This window comes from Marinomonas vulgaris, assembly GCF_018145875.1.
In the GTDB taxonomy this organism is placed as follows: domain Bacteria; phylum Pseudomonadota; class Gammaproteobacteria; order Pseudomonadales; family Marinomonadaceae; genus Marinomonas; species Marinomonas vulgaris.
The window spans coordinates 110877-136245 of record NZ_JAGSSV010000003.1 but is presented as its reverse complement, the minus strand read 5'-3'; the positions used below and the strand labels follow the sequence as shown (position 1 = coordinate 136245).

Here is a 25369-nt window from a genome sequence, read left to right as displayed (position 1 = left end):
ACAAACTAACAGCGGCCATACAATCCAGAGCGATTTTCGACACAACCATACAACTCTAATTCCATCAGAGCCTGCATCATGTCACCGGCTGGCATTTGAGTTTGTCGAATTAGCTCGTCGAAGTCCATTGGCGTGGTGTCCCGCTCTAAACAAGCCAATACATCTTTGGCTTGTTTAGAGGCGTCCGTCGGTAGCAATTGCAAGGATACCTGACGTTGCCCAAGAGGCAGCATACTTTGTGTTTTGTTCGTCTGACTTAAATCCGCATACTCTTCCAAAATGTCTTCTACCCGACGTACTAAGGTCGCGCCTTGTCGAATTAATTGGTGACAACCTTCCGATTGCACATCGGTTAAACGTCCGGGTAGGGCGAATACATCACGATTTTGCTGCACCGCGTAACTGGCGCTGATCAAGGAACCGCTCTTGATGGATGCTTCTGCCACCAAAACGCCCATACTGACACCACTAATAATGCGATTCCGCGGCGGAAAAAGATGCGGCCTAGGGCTGGTCGTCAGTGGATACTCACTGACTAACGCACCTTGTTCTAAAATCTCGTCGAACATACGGCGATTTTGAGAAGGGTAACGGTGCAGTAATCCAGTGCCCATAATGGCGATGGTCGGCGTCGTTTTGTCTTGTAAAGCCCCTTGATGGGCCGCGGTATCAATGCCCATTGCACCACCGCTAACCACACAAATACCGTGCGCAGAGAGTTGCCCTGCTAACTGAAGCGTGGCATCTCGGGCATAGCGAGTGCATTTTCTGGCGCCAACTATGCCAAGCTTTGGCAAAGCCAGGGGCTCAAGCTGACCTTCCACATACAAAAAAGCAGGGGCTACATTGATTTCTTTGAGTGCGCTGGGGTAAGCCTCTTCGTTTTGAAGAATGAGTGAATGCGTGTCTTTTGCCAACCAAGTTAAAGAGTCGTCTCGTTTGATGGCTTGTTCTTTGGTAAGTGAGCCGTTGCTCAAATACGCCATGGCTTCTCGTGCCGTCACATCTGGCCATTTAAGCGCCGTTAGCACTTCGTAAGAAATGCAGTCTGCGGTGGGCGCATCGAGTTGTTGTAGATAGGTAAATAGCCGTGAAAGACGAGAAGGGCCAATGCTCGATAAAAAGCTTAGGCATAACCAATCGGTCTTGGTTAAATCCGCTAGATGAGGAGTATTCATAAACAGGCTTCCTTGCGTGTTAGAAGGGCAGTGAGCGCCCCGATCAAATGCCATTGCTCAATGACAAACTGGACAATCCATGCCCAAAACCACCTCGACTCGATTAATCAATGATCAAATAGTCTGAGGCTATAAACCCTATTCAAGCATATTGGCCAAAAAACCGCCATCAGAAGACTGCTCAATAGATCGACTTGCGTTACAATAGGCACCATCAAAAGAGCACAAGAGAGTGTCGTCGCTGACGGTTTATTCTCTTGTACGCTTCGTTAAAGAACAAAGACACATCGTTGGAAAAGATCATGGCTGTATTAACTGTACTTGAATACCCAGACAAACGCTTACGCACCGTTGCTAAGCCGATTACCGAATTCACAGACGCCTTACAAACGCAAATCGACGACATGCTAGACACCATGTACGACGAAAACGGTTTGGGCTTAGCGGCTACGCAGGTGGATTATCACTACCGTTTGGTGGTGATGGATTTCTCTGAAGAACGCAATGAACCGATTGTGTTCATCAATCCTGAGTTTGAAATCCTAGACGACGAGCCAAACGAATTCCAAGAAGGTTGCTTGTCTGTGCCTGGTTTCTACGAGCATATTTACCGCGCAGCCAAAGTAAAAGTGCATGCGCTGGATCGTCACGGCAAACCGTTCGCTTTAGAAGTTGATGAGTTAATGGCGGTGTGCGTGCAGCACGAAGTTGATCATCTTGACGGTAAACTGATGGTGGATTATTTGTCACCACTAAAACGCAACCGCATTAAGAGCAAGTTGGAAAAAGCCCATAAGCTTGCTCTGAAACAAGGCTAGTTTGACCCGCTTGCAAGATCATCAAATAGACATTCTAAAATCAGGCTTTGGCCTGATTTTTTGTTAAGGAGCTTTTATGCCCACACATTCACATTCTGTTTTTTCTTACGCACCTAATGATCAGTCGCCGCTGCGCATCATTTTCGCCGGCACACCAGAATTTGCCGCGGCGAGCTTACAAGCACTGCTGGATTCGGCGACCGAGAACCACTATCAGCTCGTGGGTGTTTACACCCAACCCGATCGTCCCGCTGGACGCGGTCAAAAACTGGTACAAAGCCCAGTGAAACAATTGGCTATCGCCCATGATATTCCTGTGTTTCAGCCATTGAATTTTAAACAGGACGAAGACAAAGCACAGCTTGCGAATCTCAATGCCGACCTCATGATAGTGGCTGCCTACGGTATTATCTTACCGAAAGTGGTGTTGGATACGCCCAAACTTGGCTGCATTAACGTTCACGCGTCTTTGTTACCTCGCTGGCGCGGTGCGGCGCCGATTCATCGGTCGCTTATTGCAGGGGATGACGAAACCGGCATTACCATTATGCAAATGGACGTCGGCCTAGACACAGGCGACATGTTGTTGAAAGCGTCATGCGATATCAAACCCTCTGATACCTCTGCCAGCTTACACGATCGTTTGGCGACTCTTGGCGGCTCAGCGTTAATCGACGCCATAGAAAAGCTGAAAACTGGTTCATTGACCGCTGAAAAACAAGACGATAACGCGAGCTGTTACGCGGCCAAACTCACCAAGCAAGAAGCCAACATTGACTGGGCCGCTTCCGCTAAACAGATTGAGCGACAAATCCGCGGTTTGTCACCTTGGCCAGTAGCGTACACGCACAGCCAAGCAGGCGTTATGAAAATTCACGCAGCACAAATTGCTAGCGTCGGTGATGAAGATTCCACACCGGGCGATCTCTTGGTTGTCAGTAAAGAGGGCATTATTGTCGCCACAGGCCAAGGAGCGATTCTGATTACCGAGGTTCAATTTGCCGGTGGTAAACGCATGAAAATACAAGACGCCCTCAATGGCAAACACAAAGCCGCCCTAGTCATTGGTCAACAATTTGGCCGTATCGAGCAAACAGCATGAATAACAAACAAACACCCCAAACCGACGACCTTTCGATTCAACACAGCGCTCGCCAAGTCGCGATCCAAGTCATCACCAATATCTTGCTGCAACAAGGTTCATTGAGTACACAACTGGCGCGCCACCAACAAGACGTGGCAAGCGAGCACATACCACTCTTAAAAGAATTGTGTTTCGGTGTGTGCCGCCAATATCCAAAACTAAATAGCATAGCGCTGCATTTGTTGGCGCATCCGTTTGAAGAAAAAGACACGGATTTATACGCCACCTTGCTCTTGGGTTTATACCAATTGACCTACATGAATACCCCAGACCATGCGGCAGTTCATGAAACCGTCGAAGCCTGTCGTCTGCTTAAAAAGGACTGGGCAACAAAATTGATGAACGCTGTGTTGCGTCGCTATCAGCGAGAAGTTGATGAGATTGAAGCCGAATTAGAATCCACGCCGTCAGTCGAATACAACCAACCAAAATGGTTACTTAAGCGCTTCCTTAAACATTGGCCTGAGCAGTTTGAAAGCATCGTCGATGCCAGCAACATGCATCCACCAATGTGTCTTCGCGTAAACCAGCACCGAGTTTCACGTGAAACATATCAGTCAAAACTGGAAGAAGTGGGTATAAAATCCACCTTTGGTGAGTTTTCACCGTCCGCTCTGTACCTAAAAAATGCCACTCGCGTGTCAGAGTTACCTGATTTTGAAAGCGGTTTTGTCAGCGTGCAAGACGAAGCGGCGCAATTGTCTGCTCATATTTTGTCGCCAAAAAAAAGTGAAAAGATATTGGATGCTTGTGCGGCACCAGGTGGTAAAACAGGGCACTTACTGGAAGTATCTGATGAAATAGACCTAACTGCGGTCGAATTAGAACCTTGGCGTATGGAAAAAATCGAATCGAATCTTGAGCGTTTAGGCTATAACGCACACCTAGTTTGCGCTGACGCGGGTGAACTGGACGCGTGGTGGGACGGTGAACATTTCGATAAGATTTTATTGGATGTACCTTGCTCTGCTACGGGAGTCATTCGTCGTAATCCAGACATCAAGATAAATCGTAAACCCGCCGATATAGAAGAACTGGTTGCCATTCAGAAGACCATCATTAAAAACGTTTGGTCGACATTAAAGCCTGGTGGCTTTATGTTGTACGCAACCTGCTCATTGATGCCAGAAGAAAACGAACAGCAGATGTCGCACTTTTTAGCCACTCATGAAGAAGCGACCGAAGTGCCGCTAAATTCAATCACACCAGAATTTGCATTGGAGTGGGGGACGGAGGTCAGTCATGGCCGACAATTATTTCCGACACTAGAAAGCCACGATGGCTTTTATTATTGCTTGATTCAAAAAGCATAACGATCTTCGGTCAACTCCAGTATCACCGCCGTTGTCGTAAACACAGTGGCCCACAGAAAGGGAGATTGTTTCACATGAAACATGTCTCCCTTTGCTGAGAAATCTATCTCTTGTACCCATTTCACAACATCCCTTCAATTCTTACAGACTCGTAACGTATGCTCTCAAACATACAAATACCCTAGGTAAAACCACAGCAAAATAATTGCGAGTATTTAGCAAGTTCAAGTTAAATAGTTGCCGGTATGTAGGTAAACTTATCTTAGTTGAATCAATCAAAAATTGACCAAAGCCGTACCCAAGCTGCTTGAACCATCATCAAAGCAAACTGGGATGGGTACTCACATTCATACACCCTTAAAGATCGCTAACAACAAGAAGGCTTTTCGGGCACACAAAGGCAGATTATGAAAATCATCATCATAGGTGCAGGACAAGTCGGTGCGACCCTTGCAGAAAACTTAGCAAGTGAAGACAACGACATCACCGTTATTGATACCGACCTAGTTCGCCTCAGAGAACTCCAAGACCGTCTCGACATTCAAACCGTTGAAGGCAGCGGCGCGCACCCCGATGTATTAAAACAAGCCGGCTGTAATGACGCCGATATGTTGATCGCCGTGAGTAACCAAGACGAAACCAACATGGTCGCGTGTCAGGTCGCACATACTTTATTCAAAACGCCGACAAAAATTGGCCGTGTCCGTTCTAGTGCCTATTCTCATTATCCAGAACTGTTTAATGATCAAGCCCTGCCGATGGACGTTCGTATCAGTCCAGAAAAGGAAGTGACTAAGCATTTAAGTCGCTTAATTCGTTATCCGGGTGCTTTGCAGGTGATGGAATTTGCCGATGGTAAGGTGCAATTGGTAGTGGTGAAAGCCGAAAAAGGAGGGCCGCTTATCGGTCAGCCCATCAGCTTTTTGAAAGAACACATGCCGTCGATTCAAACTCGTATCGCGGCGATTTACCGTGATGGTAAATCCATTTCACCAGATGGCAACACGCACATTCACGCTAATGACGAAGTGTTTTTCCTCACTGCCCAGCGGGATGTATTGGATGTGATGAGCGAACTGCGTCCGCTGGATACGCCTTATCGTCGCATTATCATCGCTGGCGGCGGTAACATCGGCGAACGCTTGGCGCACAGTTTGGAAAAAGAATACCGTGTCAAAATCATTGAGCGAGATCTAGAGCGCTGTCGCTATTTGTCTGAAAACCTCGATAACACCATAGTGCTCAATGGCGATGCATCGAAACAAGAGCTGTTACTGGAAGAAAATATCGAATCCACCGACGTATTTTGTGCGCTGACCAACAACGACGAAGCCAACATCATGTCGTCTATGTTGGCCAAGGTGCTCGGTGTCCGCACCGTCATGACCATCATCAACAACCCAGCGTATGTGGACATTGTTCAAGAAGGCATGATCGACATCGCAATTTCGCCACAACAAACCACCATCAGTTCCTTATTGAGCTATATTCGCCGCGGCGATGTGGTCAATGTGCACTCTATGCGCAAAGGGGCCGCCGAGGCATTAGAGGCGGTTGCCCACGGAGATTATCGCTCTTCAAAAGTAGTAGGACGCAGTATTGCCAACCTAAATTTACCAGAAGGTGCGACTATTGGGGCCATTGTGCGCGAGGAGGACTTGATCATTGCCACCAGTGAATTGGTGATCCAAGCAGAAGACCATGTGATTATCTTTGTGACAAATAAGAAGCAGATCCCAGCGGTGGAGCAACTCTTCCAAGTTGGCTTAACTTTCTTTTAATTTTACATCCTTTCTAACGAGTTTTACTCCGGGAAAAAATATGCACTTTAGGGTTATTTTACGCGTCATTGGGTTGTTGGTTATGGTCTTCAGTATGTCGCTGATTCCGCCCATCGTGGTATCACTGATTTACAATGACGGCGAACTAAATGCATTTCTGTACGGTTTGGCCGCCAACATAGTCGGCGGCTTTTTGCTCTGGTTTCCCGTTCGCAAAGAACGGGGCGAGTTGAAAATTCGTGATGGTTTCTTGGTCACCGTGTTGTTTTGGACGGTACTGGGCTTTTTTGGTTCTGTGCCTTTCTTCCTTTCTGAAAACCCTGAACTGTCTTTTACCGATGCCTTGTTTGAATCCATTTCCGGTTTAACAACGACGGGGGCAACCATCTTGCTAGGCATTGATGATTTACCCCAGTCGATTCTGTTTTATCGCCAAATGCTGCAGTGGTTAGGCGGCATGGGGATCATCGTATTGGCCGTGGCCATCATGCCAATGTTGGGCATCGGTGGTATGCAGCTTTATCGTGCTGAAACCCCAGGCCCAGTAAAAGACACCAAACTCACACCGCGTATCGCGGAAACCGCCAAAGCCCTTTGGTACATTTATGCGACATTAACCATTGTCTGTGCATTGGGTTATTGGATAGCAGGGATGACCTTGTTCGATGCCATTTGTCACAGTTTCTCGACGGTTGCCATTGGCGGATTCTCGACCCACGATGCCAGTATTGGCTATTTTGACAGCGTCGCCATCGAGCTTATTTGTACTTTCTTTATGACGGTATCGGCGTTTAACTTTGCTTTGCACTTCTTCGCCTGGCGTCACAAAAGCGTTTGGCATTACTTTAAAGACCCCGAAGCACGTTTCTTTTTGTTGATGCTGTCCAGCACCATTATTTTGTCAACGCTGGTACTGGCGATGACGTCTACCTATGACTGGGGCAACTCAATCCGATACGCAATATTTGAAACCGTAACAATCGCGACCACCGCGGGGTTTGGTACTTCTGGGTTTGCTGACTGGCCGCACTTTTTGCCTTTCTTACTCATTGTCACTTCGTTTGTTGGGGGCTGTGCCAGCTCAACCGGTGGCGGTATGAAGGTTATTCGTATTTTATTGATCCTCAAACAGGGTATGCGTGAAATCCAACGTCTTATTCACCCGAATGCCGTGATTCCCGTTAAAGTCGGTGGCAAGGCGATTCAAGAGCGCGTGGTGTCGGCGGTGTGGGGGTTTTTCTCCGCCTATTTGTTGGTTTATATCGTTTTGATGATTGGCCTGATGGCCACAGGGCTGGATCAAGTTACCTCATGGTCTGCCGTGGCGGCGACGCTCAATAACCTTGGCCCGGGACTGGGCGACGTGTCTGCAAGCTTTACCAGTATCAGTGATCCAGCAAAATGGATGCTGTGCTTTTCTATGTTATTAGGCCGTTTGGAAGTATTCACCTTGTTGGTATTATTCACGCCGATGTTTTGGCAAAGATAAGCTTAAGTGACAATATCCATTCGAAAGAAGGAAGAGAGCGGTGACACCAGCAATCGATCAACTGAAAAAAAGAAACATCACTTTTACGCTTCACCAATATGAGCATGACCCTTATTGCTCAAACTTTGGTGAAGAAGCGGCAGAAAAATTGGCGTTAGACCCCTCCATGGTGTTCAAAACACTGTTGGTGAGCGATGATAAAAGCGTCTTTGTTTGTATTGTTCCTGTGACAGGCACTCTCAACTTAAAACGTGCCGCCAGCGCAATAGGCGTAAAAAAGCTTCACATGGCGGACACAAAGGCCGCTGAACGCTTAACAGGCTATCTTTTAGGTGGCATCAGTCCAATTGGCCAAAAGAAAAGCCTTGTGACCTGCATTGATCAGAGCGCCACCACTCATGCCAAAATGTACGTCAGTGGTGGTCAGCGTGGACTGGACATTGGACTGGCACCGCATGATTTAAGCACGATTTGCCGCAATGCCAAATTTGCAGACATTGCTGAGCATAAATAGATTTCTATATTTTTTTATAAGGTAACGACTCCATGAACACCGCGACAAGCAGCACGCAAAAACCCATTATTTTATTAGATCGTGACGGTGTGATTAATCAGGACTCCGACGCTTATGTAAAATCCGTCGATGAGTGGCAACCTATCCCAGGCAGTATTCACGCCATCGCCGCGCTGTCCAAAGCAGGCTTCAAAGTCTTTGTGGTGACCAATCAATCGGGGGTTGCACGCGGCTATTATGACGAAGCCATCTTGCAGGCAATGCACGACAAAATGATCGCTTTGATAGAAGAAAAGGGCGGCAAAATCGATGGTATTCAATATTGCCCTCATGGGCCAGACGACGATTGCAACTGTCGCAAACCCAAAAGCGGCATGATTGAATCGATCGAAGCAGAACTCGGTGTGTCGTTTGAGAACACACCAGCGATTATGGTCGGAGACTCCCTGAGAGACCTACAGGCAGGTCATGCCCGCGGTTGCGCACCAGTATTGGTTTTGACCGGCAAAGGCCGTGAGACTCAGTACAAGAAGATCGATTTTCATTTTTCTGTGTTCACAGATTTGGCGGCGTTTACTATTGCTACTTTGCAAAAATACAGCTGATCACTGGCCATTCTTAAGTGTACTTTTCACAACTAAGCGCACTATTCATAACGCTTCAAATCATAAAAAACAAAACCCCGTTAGTGAGTAACTACTAACGGGGTTTTGTGATGATCTTTGAGGAATGGATCGGCCACGAGTTAGCCTTTCAAGAAACATCCGATCCACGCCATCAATTGATCGTTCTGTATCGCTTCTTTTGCAACACTGTCACGCGCTTGAGCCGCTTCTTCTGTAGTCAGCGTTTTACCGTCGTACATATCAATCAGCTCACTTTCATAGGCTTTAGAAAATTCAGGGTGGCCTTGAAAAGTTAGGATGCGATCTTGATAGATCAAACCCGCATGCTGGCAAAAGTCACTGGTCAAGAAGGTCGTCATCTTCTCAGGTTTCTCAAGCACTTGATCCTGATGAAAGGCGCAAAAAGCAATGTCACTACGATCAAGTGCCGAGATTGTGTTGTCGACCACTTGATAATGATGAACACCCACGCCCCAGCCACCGGTGAACTTTTCAACTCGCCCACCCAAGGCACGGGCAATCACTTGATGACCAAAGCAAATGCCAACCAACACTTGACCCTTAGCATCAACTTCACGAATGAAGTCGCACAGCTCCAATACCCAAGCATCGTCGCCGTGCGCGTCGGATTTCGAGCCGGTAATCAACCAGCCATCACACACCGCCGTGCTGGCGGGAAACTCACCCAAGCGTACGTCGAATATTTCGAACGATAACGACGACTCCAAGGTAGAAAGTTGCTGAGCAAACATTTCAGCGTAAGTTGGATACTCAGAGCGCAACACATCGGGCGTGATGCCCGCTGCGAGAATACCTATTTTCATGACTTATTAGCCTCTAAAAAAGCACTTTTATAATACGAAGTTACGGTTTTTGAAATCGATTCTGACGACGCATAATCACAATCGCAGCGATCACAGCGACAGATACGACCAAAATCATCAGGGTCGCCAACGCGTTAATTTCTGGTGTGACGCCTAAGCGCACTTTCGAGAAAATCACCATCGGCAAGGTGGAATTACCTGGCCCAGACACAAAGCTTGCGATCACTAAATCGTCTAACGACAAGGTAAACGACAACAACCAACCGGACAAAATGGCCGGAGAAATCATCGGTAAGGTAATCAAAAAGAAAAGAGACACCGGCTTAGCGCCCAAATCCATCGCGGCTTCTTCTAGGGTTTCATCCATCGAAGCCAAGCGCGATTGCACCACCACCGCCACATACGCCAGACAAAAAGTTGTGTGAGCGATTACTATCGTTGTGGTGCCACGGCCTGCAGGCCAGCCAAACATGTTTTCCATGGCGACGAACAACAGCAGCAAAGATAAGCCAGTGATCACTTCCGGCATAACCAGAGGCGCTGTTACCCAACCCGCCATCATGGTTTTACCACGAAAACGACGCATTCGACTCAACACAAAACCCGCCAAGGTGCCGAGAATGGCAGCCAAGGTGGCACTGATAAAGGCGATTTTTAAGCTTACCCAAGCGGCGCTCATGATTTGCTCATTGCGGAACAACTCGGCGTACCATTTTAACGACCAGCCACCCCAGACTGTCACCAGTTTGGATTCGTTAAAGCTGTAAATAATCAGCGCAATAATCGGCGCATACAAAAACACAAAGCCAAAACCCGCACTGAGTTTAAGCGCAAGAGAATGCTGCTTCATACCGCCTCCTTATTGCCATTACGCATAAACATAATGGGACCCACTAAAACGATTAACATCACAATCGCTACGGCAGACGCCAACGGCCAATCTCGATTTAGGAAAAATTCATCCCACAACACACGGCCAATCATCAAGGTATCGGAACCGCCCAGTAAGGAAGGAATAACAAACTCGCCCACCGCCGGAATGAACACCAACAAACAGCCAGCGATTATACCAGGCTTAGCCAATGGCAAGGTCACCAGACAAAAGGCACGCCAAGGTCGTGCGCCTAAATCCAACGCTGCTTCCACTAGGCTCATGTCCATTTTTTCAAGCTGGGTGTACAAGGGCAAAATCATAAAGGGCAAGTAGGTATAAACAATGCCAAGGTAAACGGCAAAATCGGTTTGTAAGATTTGCAAAGGCTCATCGATCAAACCCACCGACATCAGAATGTCGTTGACCAAACCGTTCTTTTTCAGCAAAGCCATCCACGCGTAAACCCGCAGCAAAAAAGACGTCCAAAACGGCAAAATCACCAAAGACAATAAAATAGTGCGCGAGGTAGGGCCACTACGAGCAATCAAATAAGCGATCGGAAAACCAATCAGCAAGGTGAAAAACGTCGACACCGCGGCAATGCGCAAGGAGCTTAAATAGGCATCCAGGTAGAAACGCGATTCGAACAAGAATAAATAGTTACCGAAAGTCACTCGCAAGGTCGCAAACGCTGAGTCGGGGTCCCACTCAAGCAAAGGCGAATAAGGCGGTACCGCAATCATGGCTTCGGATAAAGATATCTTAAACACCACTAAAAAGGGTACAAAAAAGAACGCCGCTAACCACAACATAGGGATCAAAATGACCAGCCAACGCCCAAGACTCAGGCGTTGCAAACGTTGTTTCAGCGTAGGGCGAGACGTTTCAACAGAGGCAGTCGCAGGCGGTGTCATCATGATGTGAGTACCACGCTGCTGTCGGCGTCCCAAGACAAATGCACTTTGTCGTCCCACGTTAAACGATCACCCGTATCACGCTGAGCATTCGGTTGCGTCACACGAATCTCTTTGCCTGATGGCAAACGCACTTTAAAGATCGATTGGCTGCCCATGTAAGCCACTTCGCTGATCACGCCAGACACATGATTATTTATCTCAGTCGGTGCTTCGCGGCTGATGCGCATTTTTTCGGGACGAATGGCAACGCTCACACCTTGGTTTGGTGCACAGCTGATGCCGTGATCCACGTAAATCAACGAGTCGGTGTCGGCACAATGAATGGTCGCACTGTCGCGTTCATCTGTAACCACGGTGCCATCGAAAATGTTCACATTACCAATGAACTCGGCCACAAAACGGTTATTCGGGTATTCGTACACCTCGTGAGGCTCGGCGGTTTGCACAATCACGCCGTTGTTCATCACACCAATACGCGTTGCCAAGGTCATGGCTTCTTCTTGATCGTGGGTAACGACCACAAAGGTAATGCCTAACTCTTCTTGTATACGCATCAATTCAAATTGCGTTTCTTCGCGCAGCTTTTTGTCCAATGCACCCAATGGCTCATCAAGTAACAAGAGCTTGGGCTGTTTTACCAAGGAACGCGCCAAAGCCACGCGTTGACGCTGACCACCGGACAACATGTGCGGTTTACGACGGGCTAAATGCCCCAGTTGCACCATGTCGAGCATTTCAGCAACGCGCTTTTTCACTTCGTGATTAGGTAAGCCTTCGCGCTTCAAGCCAAACGCCACATTGGCTTCAACGCTCAAATGCGGGAACAATGCGTAAGACTGGAACATCATGTTCACCGGACGTTCCCAAGGTGGCACATGAGACATGTCCACACCGTCGATGATAATCCGCCCGGATGTTGGCGACTCGAACCCGGCTAACATGCGCAACAAGGTACTTTTACCTGAGCCAGAACCGCCCAAGAGACAAAATAGCTCGTTTTTGTATATGTCTAATGACACATCGTTGACGGCGGTAAAGTCACCGAATTGCTTATTAATTTGTTCTATTCGAACAAAGGGCTCCGCTTCTTTTTGACGCCACGTTGGCAGCGTTTGAGACGTAATAATTGGAGAACCAGAAGACACAGACATAACCCCACCTGTCAAAATGAATGCATTCGAAGAGGGCGAATCTTAACGACTTCGCCCTGGTATCGATAGACGCTTGATCAAAAAAACTGACTCAAAATCAGGTGTTTATCGACCTGTTTTGATATTAGACCATGCGCGGGTAAGAATACGGTCGAAACGAGCGGTATGGGCAACTTGCACATACAGTTTTTCTTTGACCGCTTGTGTTGGGTACACGCCTTTGTTGTTGGCAACTTCTTCATCCAACAATGGCTCAGCCGCGGTATTTGGCACCGCGTAATAAACATAGTTAGAGATCGCCGCGGCAATTTCAGGACGTAGGACAAAGTCGATAAACTTATGCGCCGCATCCGCATGAGGCGCGTCCGCTGGGATCGCCATCAAATCGAACCACACCAAGGTACCTTCTTTAGGGATGACAAAGTTAATGTCGACGCCTTGCTCTGCTTCTTCCGCACGACTTTGCGACTGAAGAATATCACCGTTGTAACCAATGGCCACACACACTTCGCCGTTGGCTAGGTCGGAAATGTATTTACTGGAATGGAAGTATTTTACGTTGTCTTGTGCCGTTGCCATCAGTTTAGACGACGCTTCAAGCTCGTCTTTGCTTTCGGAGTTTGGGTCTACTTGGCGGTAGTTGTTCACTACAGACATCATTTCAGCAGGAGAGTCCAGAACCGCGATGCCACAATCTTGCAACTTAGCCGCAATGCTTGGGTTGAAAAGCACGTCCCAAGAATCGATGTCCGTTGTGCCAAGGCGTTCTTCGATCATCTTGGTGTTATAACCGATGCCGATGGTGCCCCACGCATAAGGAATGTTGTATTGGTTACCGGCGTCGTGTTTTTCAATTTGCTTGGCTAGGGTTTGATCTAAATTTGGGTAATTCGTCAACTTGCTTTTGTCGATTTTCTGATACACACCGGCTTGAAGTTGGCGCTCAAAAAAGGAGTTCGATGGCATTACCAAATCGTATCCTGAACCGCCCGCCATCAACTTCGCTTCTAGCGCTTCGTTGCTGTCGTATACATCGTAGTTCACCTTGATGCCGGTTTCTTTGCTGAACTGCTCTAATGCGCCCGGTGCCATGTAGTCTGACCAGTTATAAATGTTTAACACGTCTTGCGCGTAGCTGCTTGCGGCAAAAGTAGACACAGAGGCGGCGATCAGTACATTTAATGCTTTGCGTTTCATATAGGATTCTCCCATTTAGTCAACTGTCGTTGACCGGTTCCGATGTGATATTGATTTTAGTTGTGAGCCCTTACTGAGCTTTCTCATCTTTTAATACTGCTGATCACACTTTGCACGCGAAATTTGTGCAAAGCATTAACCAAAAAAAATACTTTTTTCATGTCGGCTTATAAAATAGCCAAATACCTGTGTATTGCTTACAAATACGCTTCGTATTCCACGTTAGAAATACGGCTGTGTATCTTCATTTGCTCTTGTTCTTTCGCCGCGCCATACACTCGTACAAACTCTTCGCCCATGTATTCTGTTAAGAAGGCGCTGTCAGCAAAGGATTCCGTCGCCAATTCCCAACGATTAGGCAGAGGTTCAAAATCTTCTGACATAGCATAGGCATCGCCTTCAATAGGTGCAGGCGGTGACATTTTTGTTTCAATGCCATGCAATGCCGCACCCAAAACCGTTGCCAATACCAAATAAGGGTTAGCATCCGCCCCGGCGACACGGTGTTCAATTCGGCGCGCAATATTTTCACTTTCTGGGATGCGCACCGCAACAGTGCGGTTTTCATAGCCCCAGCTGGCAAACGTTGGTGCGTGTGCTCCCGTCTGAAAACGACGATAAGAATTCAAGTGTGGCGCGAACACCAGCATAGAATCGGACATATGATGCAATAAGCCCGCAACCGCTTGTTTGAGCAGATCTGACCCTTCATCGGTTTCGTTGTTGAAAACGTTATTGCCGTCGGCATCCAGTAAGCTGAAATGCACGTGGAAGCCGTTGCCGCTTTTATCAGCGTAAGGTTTCGCCATAAAGGTCGCACCGAAGTCGTGCTGACGCGCCACGCCCTTGATCAAACGCTTAAACATGATGGCATGATCCGCCGCTTGAACCGCGTCATCCGTGTGTTTCATGTTGATTTCAAACTGGCCGGGGCCCAATTCAGAAATAATGGTGTCAGCAGGAATGCCTTGAATCTCACAAGCTTGACGCACTTCAGCGAAGAAGCTTTCAAGGCCATCCATTTCTTCAATAGAGTAACAGTCGGTTTTGTTCAAACGCACGCCATTGCCTTCAACAATAATAGGCGGAGAAGGGCGACGCTGGGCTTCGGATGTGCCGTCTAGCAAGTAAAATTCCAACTCAGTGGCCACAACAGGCGTGTAACCAAGCTCTTTGAAGCGATTAACAATGCGGGTAAGCAATTGACGTGGATCTGGGTAAAAAGGTGAACCGTCGGCGTTGTACATCATCGCCAAAATTTGATCTCGAGCCGACTCTGCCCACGGCACAGGAATGGGCTCAGGATGCACGGCTAAACAAATACCATCACTGTCACCAGTTTCGAATACCATGCCATTGTCCAGCACATCGTCGCCCCAATGGTCAAAGCCAATCACCGATTGTGGCAGCTTAACACCATTTTTCATCACGTATCTAAGGCCACTGGAAGGCATACGCTTACCGCGTAAGTTACCGTTTAGATCTGTGATGAACAAATCAAATTCATTGTTCCCTTCGTACATATCCGACATACAATATTCTCTTCTGAAATGAGTCTTGCTAAGAAAGAGGTGCTTTAAGCTGATTCATAATCGAGTAATTTTTCGACTTCAATGCCTGACCTGAATCAAATTCTTTCAATGTAATTCACCTTAACCCGATAAAATGATGCAAGTAACTATCCCCGAATGGGTATAGGCAAACATGGACGCAATTGTGTAAAAATCTGGCTGAAGAACAAAGATCTCTACCGCTCTGCTTGTCTATATAACTGATATACATTAGAAAACAGAGTAAGAGTAGGATTTCTACAGCGAATAACAGGTTGCACAATCCGACATATTATTCAGGTTATGGCATTATTTTTACTACAGAAAAGATTATAAAGTCGATGTAAATTTTGTTTTAGACGAACAAAATCAGGCGACCGCAAAAACATAAAACCGAATAAAATATCCGTTTATACTGTGTAAGACATTTCGCTCTTAAAATGGCACAGTGTTTGCTCTTAATTCAGTATTTTATCGATAAAACAGTGACCCTGATGATTGGGGTCTGTGCAAAAGGCCTATTGTCATGCAAAGAAACATATTAGGAGGGCATTTGACCCTACCTGAACTCATGCGAGACCTCGGTACGCTGTCCAGCCACATTCGTGTGCCTAGCTTCCCCAGCACGCTGAGAAGTGTCTTATCTAACCTTTGCTATTTCGACACCTTCATCATAGTGACTTACAAAAAAACGCTGAAGCCACTGCTCATTTACCCTAGCGACCCCAGTGAACAAAGCCACACTCTACGACTGTATTTGAATAAGGCGTACCTGCTTGATCCGCTGTTTAACTCCATCCAACAGGGTGTGACGCCCGGCGTGTATCGTTTGGTCGATATGGCCCCCGATTCGTTTGAAGAAACCGAGTACTACCAAACCTGCTATCGCGATTTTGACCTGGTCGATGAAATCAATATTTTGGTGGATTTAGACAAAACCACCACCTGTGCGATTTCGTTGGGTCGACAAAAAGCCGTTGGCTCGATTCGTCGTTCAGAACTAAACAACCTCAAAACGGTTTTTCCCGTTTTAGAAGCCTTGGTGAATCAATTTTGGTTGGCGCAATCTGGGGAATTTGTTGAACGAGTCTCGCAATCTGGCCCTTTAAAGCAAGCGTTAAAAACCTTTGCCCATGGCGTGCTGACGTCTCGCGAACAGGAAATTCTGGGGCTGTTACTAAAAGGTCACTCGTCGAAATCCATCGCCAGCGAGCTCAATATCAGTGCAGGCACCGTCAAGGTGCATCGAAAAAACATTCATGCTCGCCTTGATACCTCCAGTCAGTCAGAAATCTTTACCTTATTTCTGAGCCATTTGGACGCTCTCGATCGAGAAAAAGAGAGCCTGTGACGCAACGCAGTCAGTCGGTATCGACTTCGTTCAAATGCCGCTCTAATAAACAGGTGAGCATGAGTTTTAAGTCCGATAAGGTGCGCGCTGCACGACGCTCGTTTTGGTTCACCACCACCAGATAGGTACTGTGGGTCACTTCTAGGTACAGACGCGCAATGCGTTCCCGTTCGCGCACATGTTTTTTCAGTCCGATGCGCTTAAACACCTTGGCCATTTGCGTAATGACCATGTCGTCGTGACGTTCGTCCAGCTCACGTAATTCCTGTACCGAAAACATCGCCTGCACCAAACGCAATACTGCTCGCTGCTGGCGGTAGGTGCGCAAATTGATGTCGGTAACCTGATCAATAAACACCGATAAAGGCATTTCTTCCAATGACCATTCTTGAATGTCGGTAAGCACCTCTTCGATGCTGTCGAGCCAAGACTTACCCATGGCGTACAAGATGGCGTGTTTATTGGGAAAATAGTGGTACAAGGAACCGACTGAAATGCCTACTTCTTTGGCGATAATCGCCGTGTTCAAATCGTTCAAACCAACGGTTTCCAGCAGTTCGCTGGTGACGTCTAAAATCTGTTGGGCTCGCTTAATAGAACGAGACTGCACCGGCTCACTGCGCGGTGAGACAGATTGCATGGTTTTCACCGCCGTGGGCGTTTTCGTCGTCTCAGAGGGGTTAGACATAATAGACAAAGTGTCCTGCTACAATAAAAAAGAAAAACTGGCAAAATAACATATCCGTTAACAGCCAAGCCCTAGGGTAAACGATCCAGCATAGAATAGTACAACATGCCGGCCACCAAACCTGGCCAGCGTAACAGCGTTCCCCCCGGGAAATCACGACTTGGCAAACGCTCAAACGCATCAGTTTCTTCTAACGAGCCTTGCACTGCCTTGGCAAACATGGCACCCGCGTACGTCGCCATGGCCACACCGTGACCCGAGTAACCTTGGGCAACAAATACATTGTCTTTTTGACGACTGATGTTTGGCATGCGATTGAGAGTGATCGCCAAAGTGCCACCCCAAGCATGATCGATACGATACTCGCCCAGTTCAGGATAGGTCGCCACCATGTGTTTTTTCACAAAGCTCGCAATGTCTTTTGGAAAACGCGGACTGTAATTTTCGCCGCCGCCCCACAACATACGATTATCACGGGACAAACGATAATAGTTCACCACAAATTTTGAATCCGCCACGGCCACACGATCGGGGTTAATGCGCTTCACCAAGTTATCAGGTAAAGGCTCTGTGGCGATGATGAAGTTATTGATCGGCATGATTTTACGCGCCGCAGGGCCGTTCAGATGCCCCAAGTAACCATTGCAGGCAAACAACACATAACGACAGGTCACACGGCCTTTCTCGGTGCTGATTACTGGGTGTTTGTCGTCGGTGTATTCCACCACAGACGAATGCTCGTACAGTGTTGCACCATGAGATTCGGCGGCTTTCGCCAAGCCTAAGACAAAATTCAGTGGGTGAATGTGCGCGCCATCTTGATAATATTCGCCGCCAAAATACCGCTCCGTTCCGAGCTTATCTGCTACTTCGCTGGCGTCTAAAAAACGCACGCCCTCATAACCTAAAACATCGCGTTTGTAATCGACCGCTTGTTGAATCTCCTCGGTGTGACCTTTTTTGGACGCCACATGCAGCACGCCCGGCGTGAGGTCACAGTCAATATCATACTGAGCCACTAAATTTTTGACCATCTCCACGGAATTGACCGAGGTTTGCCACAGAATGTCCGCCGTGTCTTTGCCGACTTTTTTGACCATCTCCGCGTGGCCCATGTTGTGACCTTGGCATATTTGTCCACCATTGCGTCCCGACGCTCCCCAACCTATGGTTTGCGCTTCCAACAAGGTGACTTGATAACCCGCTTGCGCCAAATGCAAGGCCGCCGACGCCCCCGTAAAACCGCCGCCAATGATGCAAATGTCCGCTGTGTGATCACCCACTAACTGTGGACGACCTTTGCGCGCTGTCGCTGTCGCTTCGTAGTAAGAGGAATCCTGTATGCTCAAAAAATACTCCTGTTTGGGTTCACGCCGAAACGTTCATAGAACGCAAAGCAATAACCGAATAATTGATCGATTTTAGGGCGGTTGTCAATCGTAATATTAACCTATTTAATCACAATGTGTTGATTTACCAATCAAACTAAAATAAGGTTTAAACCGAATTATTATTCGGGTTGACTAAAAAAACAATCTAATAGTAAAACAACCAACAGACATTTTTTAGCGCTCAACAGTGGTCGTTGAGCAACCAACGTAAGGTGAGTTATGACAGAGCTTGAAGCTTTTTTAAAAGAGCATGCGATTACTGAAGTCGAGTCAACATTAGCGGATATGACGGGGAACGCGCGGGGTAAATTTTACCCAACGTTTAAATTTCTCGCTGAAAAAACCGGGCGCATACCCGAAACGGTGTTAGTGCAAAGTGTGACCGGCGACTGGGCCGACAATCACTACGATATCATCGACGCCAGCGACCGAGACATGGTGCTCAAACCCGATCCCAAAACCTTACGCATGGTGCCCTGGGCCGACGAACCCACCGCGCAAGTCATCAACGACTGTTACACCAACGACGGCAATTTGCATCCCTTGGCCAGCCGCACGATCTTACGCCATATTTTGTCCTTGTACGAAAAAGAAGGCTTAAAACCCGTTATCGCACCAGAAGTCGAGTTCTACCTTATTCAGCCCAATACCGACCCAGATTACGAACTAAAACCGGCGGTAGGGCGTTCAGGCAAACGCGAAACTTCCCGTCGCTCTTACAGCATAGACGCGGTCAATGAGTTTAATTCCATCATCGACACGCTTTACAGCTACTGCGAAGCCCAAGATCTGGACGTAGACACCCTAATTCACGAATCGGGCGCGGCGCAGATGGAGATCAACTTCATTCATGGCGACCCGCTGGACCTCGCCGATCAGGTGTTTGTGTTCAAACGCACCTTGCGCGAAGCCGCTTTGAAACACGGTGTTTACGCGACTTTTATGGCCAAGCCGATGAAAGACGAACCGGGCAGTTCCATGCACATTCACCAAAGTTTGGTCGACGCCAACACCGGTGAGAACGTGTTTGATGACAACGGCAAGCCAAGCGAAACGTTTTACCACTACCTTGGCGGTTTGCAAAAATACACTCCGAATGCGATTTCTTTCTTCGCCCCTAACGTCAATTCTTATCGTCGTTTTTCACCCGAAATGGCCGCGCCGATCAACATGAACTGGGGCTTTGACAACCGCACCGCAGGGCTGCGTATTCCATTTGCGCCACCGCAAGCCACGCGCATTGAAAACCGTTTCCCCGGCGCCGACTCCAACCCGTATTTGGCCATCGCAGCAACGCTCGCCTGTGGTTATTTGGGCATGAAGCAAAAGCTGCAACCAACGGAACCGACCAAAGCCAACCAGCCGCCATCGGACCATCCTGATGTGGAAATCGCACGAACCTTAGAAGAAGGCTTACGTTTACTAGAAGAATGCGAGCCATTGTGCGAAATTCTAGGTCAAGACTTCGTCACCGCTTACATGGGCGTGAAACGCAGCGAATTCGAAACCTTTAACCGCGTGATTAGCTCTTGGGAACGAGAGCATCTTTTGTTGAACGTCTAACGGCGTAACTGTTTTTCACAACACACCCCGATTAGGATTCAAAAGCTTAACGGGGCGTATGGCTTTATCATAAAAGGAACCGAACCATGACAAACCGCAAACGCTTCACCCGTTGTGTCTTGCCCGTCGCGGGCGTGGTCTGCGCATTAGGCAGCGCCACCCCTGCAATGGCCGAAACACTCAAGTTCTTCAACTGGTCCGATTACATGGCAGAAGACACCATTGCCAATTTCGAAGAACAAACCGGCATCGATGTGATTCAAGACGTATTCGACAGCAACGAAGTGCTCGAAGCCAAATTGCTCGCAGGCAATTCGGGTTACGACTTGGTCGTGCCAACGGCGTCTTTTATGGGTCGCCAGATTCAAGCGGGGGTGTTTGATAAACTCGATAAAGACGCACTCACTAACCTACACCACGTTGACCCAGAACTATTGGGCTTTTTAGAAGCCGTTGACCCAGGCAACTTATACGGCGTGCCGTATTTATGGGGCACCACTGGCATAGGTTACAACGTCGAGAAAGTAAAAGAAGCGCTGGGCGATGATGCCCCCGTCGACAGCTGGGACTTGGTACTCAAGCCAGAAAACATGCAAAAGCTGCAGTCTTGTGGTGTTATGTTTTTAGACTCACCAGATGAACTGTACCCATTGGTACTGAATTACCTTGGCAAAGATCCAAACAGCCGTACTCCAGCGGATTACGCGCTGGACAGCGAAGGGGTTGAATTGCTGAAAAGCGTGCGCCCTTACGTGCGTCAATTCCATTCATCGCAATACATCAGCGCTTTGGCAAACGGCGACATTTGTGTAGCGATTGGTTGGTCTGGAGATGTGTTGCAAGCCCAAGACAGAGCGATCGAAGCCGACAATGGCGTGAACATCGAGTACTCGATCCCAAAAGAAGGCGCGCAAATTTGGTTTGATATGTTGGCGATTCCAAAAGCCGCCGACAACAAAGAAGCCGCTCACGCTTTCATCAACTACTTATTGCAACCCGAAGTGATCGCTGACGTGTCTAACTACGTGGCCTACGCTAACCCGAACATGGACGCGATGGACCTACAAGACGAAGAAATCCGCGACAACGTGGGCATCTATCCACCAGCTGAGGTGAAAAAGAAACTCTTCGCACAGAAAGTTCGTGGTATTCGCATCGAACGCTTGATGGCGCGTTTGTGGACCAATGTGAAAACCGACCGTTAAGGTTTCATAGGTTTTGATTTAAGTTGATTTAAATTAAATTGAGTTGCGTTGTAAAAACACCGAGCGATACCATCGCTCGGTGTTTTTTGCTTTTGGGCCTGAATCAGGCCCAAGTTACACTCAGATTAGGCAGGGATTTGCTGAGTAATGCAGTGCAAATTGCCACCGCCCAACAAGATGTCTCGCGCCGGAATACCAATCAGCTTATGCTCAGGAAACGCCTTTTGCAGCACCTCGTGGGCTTTCGCGTCTTGTGCTTCGTCTAACAGCGGATAAAACACCGCACCGTTGCAGATCAAGCAATTGGCATAAGACCCCGCCAAACGATCGTCGGTGGCACGCTCCATACGCTCTGGTTGCACCAAGCCTGCAGCTTCGTCTTCGCGGATATACAGAGGCCCCGGCATCGGCAGGGCATGCACCTTAATCTCACGACCTTTGGCATCGCGCGTGTTGGATAAGATCGACAACGCCTGCTGACTGATCGCGTACTGCGGATCGTTCTCATCGTCGCACACAGTCAACAAGACTTCACCCGGGCGCACCACATGCAAAATATTGTCGATATGACCATTGGTTTCGTCGTTGAACAAACCCAGTGGCAACCAAATAATGGTCTCAACAGACAAGTAGGTTTTGAGCAGTGACTCAATGTCTTCACGGCTTAAATTAGGGTTGCGGCTAGGGTGCAATAAACACTCTTCTGTGGTGTACAAGGTGCCTTCGCCGTCGCAATGAATCGAGCCGCCTTCCAAAATAAAAGGCGCGTGGTAGCACTGCACACCCTCTATTGTCGCCACGTTTTGCGCGACCTTTTCGTCGTCGGACCAGTCGTCATACAAGCCGTCTAGCTCGCCGCCCCAGGCGTTAAACTGCCAATCAACCGCGCGTTTTTCACCCGCTTGGTTGATCACCATGGTCGGCGCGGTATCGCGCAACCAAGCATCGTTGTAGGCCATCGGATGCAGCTCTACCGAGGCGGGCAACATGCTTTTGGCCTGCGCTTCGTAGTCGGGCAAAACCGCCAATTTCACCGTAACGTAGCCACTTAAACGCTCGATAAAGTGGGCGAACGCCGCTTGCGCGGGCAAGCCGTTTTCACGCCAGTTATCAGGGCGCGTCGGCCAGGCTAACCACACGCTGGCTTGTGGCGTGTGTTCACCCGGCATCCAGAATTGATCGTTTTTTGGCGTCGTTAACATGCTGTTCTCTTTATTTCACGGTGGATTTTAATTGGCCATCAAGAGTTTGAAGTACGCCGTAATGCTCAGGGCGACGATCACGGAACAAACCCCAGGCTTTGCGTTGTGTGCGTACATGGTCTAAATCAAAGGTGTGAATCAACACGCCTTCAGTTTCACGGTCTGCTTGCTCAATCAATTCACCGCGCTCATCACAAATAAACGACGAGCCGTAGAAAGTCAGTGCCAAATCACGGTGTTCAGCCACTTCTTTACCGATACGGTTTGACGCAATGACCGGCACCTGGTTTGCCGCCGCATGGCCGCGCATGGTGTTGGTCCAATGGGGCATGCTGTCTAAATCGGATTGGCTAGGTTCTGAACCAATCGCTGTGGGAAACAATAAAATATCGGCGCCCATCAAAGCCATAGAGCGAGCCGTTTCAGGGAACCATTGATCCCAGCAAATACCCACACCAATGCAGCCAAATTGCGTGTTCCATACTTTAAAGCCGGTATCACCAGGACTGAAGTAGTATTTTTCAAGGTAGCCGTCGCTGTCTGGAATGTGCGTTTTACGGTACACACCCAACAATTCACCACCTGCGTCTATCATCGCCAAAGAGTTAAAACGCACCTGACCTGCTTGCTCATACCAGCTAAAAGGCAACACCACATTAAGCTCGGCGGCCAAAGCTTGGAAGCGTTTGAACGCGGCGTTTTCTTCGAGCGTCGTCGCAAGATCGTGGTACGGCTCGTGAATTTCAATGCAAAAATAGGGCGTTTCAAATAATTCTTGAATCAAAATCACTTGCGCGCCTTTAGCTGCAGCAGATCGAATCAACTTTTCAGCGCGGTCGATGTTTTCTTCTTTATTCCACGTGCAATGCATCTGCGTAGCAGCAACAGTAACCTTTGACATAAACGGGTTCTCCAAGCGGTGTTTTGTTATGGGGACACTTTAGTGTGACATAGCCACCCTAGTAATCGTCATCTTAGTAGGTTGGTAAAATTACGATATACCCCCACGGGGATATAGTACGATAAGCGTGGCTCAGTTAGCTTAGATTCACAATAACCATTTGGCCTTTTGGCGAAAGATAAAAGGAAAAGCAGACCATGAAAACCTACCAAGAATGGCAAGCTCTGCGCGATACCATTAGCCTACACAGCGAGGCTTACATTAATGGTGGTTTCACACCAGCCCAAAGTGGTGAAACATTCGATTGCATTAACCCAACCGACGAATCTCTGTTGGTCAAAATGGCCAGCTGCGACGAAGCCGACGTTAACATTGCCACCGACGCCGCCAAAGCGGCCTTTAAAAGTGGCGTATGGTCAAAAATGGCGCCTGGCAAACGCAAGCGTGTTTTACAAAAATGGGCAGATCTGCTCGAAGCCCATCAAGACGAATTGGCCCTCACCGACACCCTAGACATGGGAAAATCGATTTCTGAGATGGTCAACATCGACGTGCCAGATTCCATCGACGCGCTACGTTGGTCAGCCGAATGCATCGACAAATTGTATGGCGAAATTGCACCGACCAACCCAAACAACTTGGCGCTGATCAGCCGCGAGCCACTGGGTGTGGTCGCTGTCATCACGCCATGGAATTACCCTTTAATGATGGTGATGTGGAAAATCGCACCGGCCTTGGCGGCGGGTAACTCTGTCATTCTAAAACCGTCTGAAAAAGCGCCGTTAAGCGCCTTACGCATTGCCGAATTGGCGACGCAAGCAGGGCTGCCTGATGGAGTCTTCAACGTGCTACCGGGCTTTGGTCACACCGCGGGTAAAGCGCTGGCCTTGCACCACGATATTGGCACCTTGGCGTTCACTGGCTCCAGCCGTGTGGCTGGCATGCTAATGCAATATGCAGGGCAATCGAACATGAAACGCGTTTGGCTCGAAGCCGGCGGTAAATCGCCTTGCCTTGTGTTTGACGATTGCAAAGACATTCAAGCGGCCGCAAAAGGCGCGGCGTCGGCCATCTTCACCAACCAGGGCGAAGTGTGCATTGCCTGCTCTCGTTTGTATGTTCACAGCAGCATCAAAGAAGAATTTATGGCGGCGCTGATCAGCGCGGCCAAAGCCTACGTCCCAGGCGATCCATTGAACCCTAAAACCAAAATGGGCCCCATGGTCGACAAAGCGCAACTCGACACCGTTCATCGGTTCATCGACAGCGCCCTTGCCGACGGCGCAACGCTGGCCTTAGGCGGTGTGCGTGAATACCAAGCAGGGCAGGGCTTCTACGCGCAACCCACGATTTTCACCGATGCTTCCCACGAAATGGAATTTGTTCGCGAAGAAATCTTCGGGCCAGTTCTTGCCGTGATGACCTTCGACACCGAAGAAGAAGCCATTGCGTTAGCCAACGACTCCAAATACGGCCTTGGTGCATCCGTTTGGACCAACGACTTGTCTCGCGCGCACCGCGTCAGTCGCTTGTTGGAATCTGGCATGGTGTGGGTAAATACCTGGGGAGATGGCGACACCACAGTGCCTTTTGGTGGTGTAAAAGCCTCCGGCAATGGCCGCGATAAATCCTGGCACGCTTTGGAAAAATACACCGAAATTAAAAACACTTGGATCAGCTTGAAATAGCAGG

Annotated in this window: 22 protein-coding genes; 11 read left to right on the top strand and 11 right to left on the bottom strand. The window is 48.4% G+C overall.

Annotation, left to right across the window (positions count from 1 at the left end):
- Positions 1-5: 5 nt before the first annotated feature.
- Positions 6-1178 (bottom strand): DNA-processing protein DprA, encoded by a 1173-nt coding sequence (gene dprA / locus J9B83_RS04280; RefSeq protein WP_211535499.1) that lies wholly within the window; start codon positions 1176-1178, stop codon positions 6-8.
- A gap of 302 nt (positions 1179-1480) precedes the next feature.
- Here dprA and def point away from each other — a divergent pair, with 302 nt between their 5' ends.
- The 7 genes from def to gmhB all read left to right on the top strand — a co-directional run bounded on the left by def (position 1481) and on the right by gmhB (position 8842).
- Complete coding sequence (def, locus tag J9B83_RS04275; protein ID WP_211535498.1) at positions 1481-1996, top strand: peptide deformylase; 516 nt, start codon at positions 1481-1483, stop codon at positions 1994-1996.
- A 76-nt stretch (positions 1997-2072) separates the two neighbouring features.
- Complete coding sequence (gene fmt / locus J9B83_RS04270) at positions 2073-3098, top strand: methionyl-tRNA formyltransferase (RefSeq protein WP_211535497.1); 1026 nt, start codon at positions 2073-2075, stop codon at positions 3096-3098.
- Positions 3095-4453, top strand: a complete 1359-nt coding sequence (rsmB, locus tag J9B83_RS04265; protein ID WP_211535496.1) for a 16S rRNA (cytosine(967)-C(5))-methyltransferase RsmB — start codon at positions 3095-3097, stop codon at positions 4451-4453. Before fmt ends, rsmB begins: the two co-directional genes overlap by 4 nt.
- 407 nt (positions 4454-4860) lie before the next feature.
- On the top strand, positions 4861-6234 hold the full coding sequence (gene trkA / locus J9B83_RS04260) for a Trk system potassium transporter TrkA (protein ID WP_211535495.1): 1374 nt from the start codon (positions 4861-4863) through the stop codon (positions 6232-6234).
- Between the two features lie 40 nt (positions 6235-6274).
- Entirely contained in the window at positions 6275-7723 is a 1449-nt protein-coding gene (locus J9B83_RS04255) for a TrkH family potassium uptake protein (RefSeq protein WP_211535494.1), read from the top strand.
- A 40-nt stretch (positions 7724-7763) separates the two neighbouring features.
- Entirely contained in the window at positions 7764-8237 is a 474-nt protein-coding gene (gene ybaK, locus J9B83_RS04250) for a Cys-tRNA(Pro) deacylase (protein WP_211535493.1), read from the top strand.
- 32 nt (positions 8238-8269) lie between these two features.
- The gene (gene gmhB, locus J9B83_RS04245; protein ID WP_211535492.1) at positions 8270-8842 is read left to right on the top strand and encodes a D-glycero-beta-D-manno-heptose 1,7-bisphosphate 7-phosphatase; all 573 of its coding nucleotides are present in this window, start codon (positions 8270-8272) and stop codon (positions 8840-8842) included.
- Positions 8843-8982: 140 nt separating this feature from the next.
- On the opposite strand, the gene J9B83_RS04240 is transcribed toward gmhB, so the two are convergent.
- The 6 genes from J9B83_RS04240 to J9B83_RS04215 form a co-directional block, all read right to left on the bottom strand.
- Positions 8983-9687 carry a glutamine amidotransferase-related protein gene (locus J9B83_RS04240; protein WP_211535491.1) on the bottom strand — a complete coding sequence of 235 codons (705 nt, stop codon included), beginning with the start codon at positions 9685-9687 and terminating at the stop codon, positions 8983-8985.
- Between the two features lie 40 nt (positions 9688-9727).
- Positions 9728-10537, bottom strand: a complete 810-nt coding sequence (locus J9B83_RS04235) for an ABC transporter permease subunit (RefSeq protein ID WP_211535490.1) — start codon at positions 10535-10537, stop codon at positions 9728-9730.
- Positions 10534-11478 carry an ABC transporter permease subunit gene (locus J9B83_RS04230; protein ID WP_211535489.1) on the bottom strand — a complete coding sequence of 315 codons (945 nt, stop codon included), beginning with the start codon at positions 11476-11478 and terminating at the stop codon, positions 10534-10536. Before J9B83_RS04230 ends, J9B83_RS04235 begins: the two co-directional genes overlap by 4 nt.
- Entirely contained in the window at positions 11475-12629 is a 1155-nt protein-coding gene (locus tag J9B83_RS04225; protein WP_211535488.1) for an ABC transporter ATP-binding protein, read from the bottom strand. Before J9B83_RS04225 ends, J9B83_RS04230 begins: the two co-directional genes overlap by 4 nt.
- A gap of 105 nt (positions 12630-12734) precedes the next feature.
- A complete protein-coding gene (locus tag J9B83_RS04220) occupies positions 12735-13826 on the bottom strand; it encodes a polyamine ABC transporter substrate-binding protein (RefSeq protein WP_211535487.1) in 1092 nt (363 codons plus the stop codon).
- Positions 13827-14023: 197 nt separating this feature from the next.
- Entirely contained in the window at positions 14024-15358 is a 1335-nt protein-coding gene (locus J9B83_RS04215) for a glutamine synthetase family protein (protein ID WP_211535486.1), read from the bottom strand.
- 544 nt (positions 15359-15902) lie between these two features.
- Here J9B83_RS04215 and J9B83_RS04210 point away from each other — a divergent pair.
- Positions 15903-16727, top strand: coding sequence for a helix-turn-helix transcriptional regulator (locus tag J9B83_RS04210; RefSeq protein ID WP_211535485.1), 825 nt, complete (start codon positions 15903-15905; stop codon positions 16725-16727).
- A 10-nt stretch (positions 16728-16737) separates the two neighbouring features.
- On the opposite strand, the gene J9B83_RS04205 is transcribed toward J9B83_RS04210, so the two are convergent.
- Positions 16738-17415 carry a TetR/AcrR family transcriptional regulator gene (locus tag J9B83_RS04205; protein ID WP_211535484.1) on the bottom strand — a complete coding sequence of 226 codons (678 nt, stop codon included), beginning with the start codon at positions 17413-17415 and terminating at the stop codon, positions 16738-16740.
- A 71-nt stretch (positions 17416-17486) separates the two neighbouring features.
- Entirely contained in the window at positions 17487-18764 is a 1278-nt protein-coding gene (locus J9B83_RS04200; protein ID WP_211535483.1) for an NAD(P)/FAD-dependent oxidoreductase, read from the bottom strand.
- Positions 18765-19025: 261 nt separating this feature from the next.
- Between J9B83_RS04200 and J9B83_RS04195 the strand changes: the two genes are divergently transcribed.
- Positions 19026-20369, top strand: coding sequence for a glutamine synthetase family protein (locus tag J9B83_RS04195; protein WP_211535482.1), 1344 nt, complete (start codon positions 19026-19028; stop codon positions 20367-20369).
- 86 nt (positions 20370-20455) lie between these two features.
- The gene (locus J9B83_RS04190) at positions 20456-21574 is read left to right on the top strand and encodes an extracellular solute-binding protein (protein ID WP_211535481.1); all 1119 of its coding nucleotides are present in this window, start codon (positions 20456-20458) and stop codon (positions 21572-21574) included.
- A 125-nt stretch (positions 21575-21699) separates the two neighbouring features.
- Here J9B83_RS04190 and aguA read toward each other — a convergent pair whose 3' ends face one another.
- Both aguA and aguB read right to left on the bottom strand, forming a co-directional pair.
- The gene (gene aguA / locus J9B83_RS04185) at positions 21700-22776 is read right to left on the bottom strand and encodes an agmatine deiminase (protein ID WP_211535480.1); all 1077 of its coding nucleotides are present in this window, start codon (positions 22774-22776) and stop codon (positions 21700-21702) included.
- A 10-nt stretch (positions 22777-22786) separates the two neighbouring features.
- Positions 22787-23677 (bottom strand): N-carbamoylputrescine amidase, encoded by an 891-nt coding sequence (gene aguB / locus J9B83_RS04180; RefSeq protein WP_211535479.1) that lies wholly within the window; start codon positions 23675-23677, stop codon positions 22787-22789.
- 197 nt (positions 23678-23874) lie between these two features.
- On the opposite strand from aguB, the gene J9B83_RS04175 reads away from it, so the two are divergent.
- Positions 23875-25365, top strand: coding sequence for an aldehyde dehydrogenase (locus J9B83_RS04175; RefSeq protein WP_211535478.1), 1491 nt, complete (start codon positions 23875-23877; stop codon positions 25363-25365).
- The last annotated feature ends 4 nt before the right edge of the window (positions 25366-25369 follow it).

Excerpts from the sequence above, each read along its gene's own strand:
- J9B83_RS04255 (WP_211535494.1), top strand. The coding sequence starts at position 6,275 with ATGCACTTTAGGGTTATTTTACGCGTCATTGGGTTGTTGGTTATGGTC.
- J9B83_RS04215 (WP_211535486.1), bottom strand. The coding sequence starts at position 15,358 with ATGTCGGATATGTACGAAGGGAACAATGAATTTGATTTGTTCATCACA.
- fmt (WP_211535497.1), top strand. The coding sequence starts at position 2,073 with ATGCCCACACATTCACATTCTGTTTTTTCTTACGCACCTAATGATCAG.
- J9B83_RS04190 (WP_211535481.1), top strand. The coding sequence starts at position 20,456 with ATGACAAACCGCAAACGCTTCACCCGTTGTGTCTTGCCCGTCGCGGGC.
- J9B83_RS04195 (WP_211535482.1), top strand. The coding sequence starts at position 19,026 with ATGACAGAGCTTGAAGCTTTTTTAAAAGAGCATGCGATTACTGAAGTC.
- rsmB (WP_211535496.1), top strand. The coding sequence starts at position 3,095 with ATGAATAACAAACAAACACCCCAAACCGACGACCTTTCGATTCAACAC.
- J9B83_RS04205 (WP_211535484.1), bottom strand. The coding sequence starts at position 17,415 with ATGTCTAACCCCTCTGAGACGACGAAAACGCCCACGGCGGTGAAAACC.
- J9B83_RS04220 (WP_211535487.1), bottom strand. The coding sequence starts at position 13,826 with ATGAAACGCAAAGCATTAAATGTACTGATCGCCGCCTCTGTGTCTACT.
- def (WP_211535498.1), top strand. The coding sequence starts at position 1,481 with ATGGCTGTATTAACTGTACTTGAATACCCAGACAAACGCTTACGCACC.
- aguA (WP_211535480.1), bottom strand. The coding sequence starts at position 22,776 with ATGTTAACGACGCCAAAAAACGATCAATTCTGGATGCCGGGTGAACAC.
- J9B83_RS04210 (WP_211535485.1), top strand. The coding sequence starts at position 15,903 with ATGCAAAGAAACATATTAGGAGGGCATTTGACCCTACCTGAACTCATG.
- J9B83_RS04175 (WP_211535478.1), top strand. The coding sequence starts at position 23,875 with ATGAAAACCTACCAAGAATGGCAAGCTCTGCGCGATACCATTAGCCTA.
- J9B83_RS04235 (WP_211535490.1), bottom strand. The coding sequence starts at position 10,537 with ATGAAGCAGCATTCTCTTGCGCTTAAACTCAGTGCGGGTTTTGGCTTT.
- aguB (WP_211535479.1), bottom strand. The coding sequence starts at position 23,677 with ATGTCAAAGGTTACTGTTGCTGCTACGCAGATGCATTGCACGTGGAAT.
- dprA (WP_211535499.1), bottom strand. The coding sequence starts at position 1,178 with ATGAATACTCCTCATCTAGCGGATTTAACCAAGACCGATTGGTTATGC.
- J9B83_RS04225 (WP_211535488.1), bottom strand. The coding sequence starts at position 12,629 with ATGTCTGTGTCTTCTGGTTCTCCAATTATTACGTCTCAAACGCTGCCA.
- J9B83_RS04230 (WP_211535489.1), bottom strand. The coding sequence starts at position 11,478 with ATGATGACACCGCCTGCGACTGCCTCTGTTGAAACGTCTCGCCCTACG.
- gmhB (WP_211535492.1), top strand. The coding sequence starts at position 8,270 with ATGAACACCGCGACAAGCAGCACGCAAAAACCCATTATTTTATTAGAT.
- J9B83_RS04240 (WP_211535491.1), bottom strand. The coding sequence starts at position 9,687 with ATGAAAATAGGTATTCTCGCAGCGGGCATCACGCCCGATGTGTTGCGC.
- trkA (WP_211535495.1), top strand. The coding sequence starts at position 4,861 with ATGAAAATCATCATCATAGGTGCAGGACAAGTCGGTGCGACCCTTGCA.